The organism is Candidatus Infernicultor aquiphilus, assembly GCF_002784285.1.
Lineage (GTDB): Bacteria > Atribacterota > Phoenicimicrobiia > Phoenicimicrobiales > Phoenicimicrobiaceae > Infernicultor > Infernicultor aquiphilus.
This window is the reverse complement of sequence record NZ_PFKO01000286.1, coordinates 846-1,089: the sequence shown is the minus strand read 5'-3', so window position 1 is coordinate 1,089 and position 244 is coordinate 846. Positions and strand designations below refer to the sequence as shown.

The 244-nt window shown below is 34.4% G+C and carries 1 pseudogene; it reads left to right on the top strand.

Going from position 1 to position 244, the window contains the following annotated elements:
- Positions 1-17: 17 nt before the first annotated feature.
- Positions 18-244: pseudogene (locus tag COZ07_RS07905) on the top strand (pyridoxal-5-phosphate-dependent protein subunit beta); the annotation flags it as partial.

Below are 244 nucleotides of genomic sequence, written 5' to 3'. Positions count from 1 at the left end.
TCGAGAAGTTACCCTTAATGGGTATCTCCAGTATAGCTAATATGATTATGGCTATTAAATTCGCTAAATATTATGAACTTACTGAAAAAGATATAGTCTTGACTGTCTTCACCGATTCTATGGAACTTTATGGTTCCCGATTAAAAGAGTTAGAAGAAGAGTTTGGAGCATATCAAAAGATTAATGCAGCTATTGATTACCACCAGAACCTACAAGCTCTTACCACCGATTATATGCAAGAATT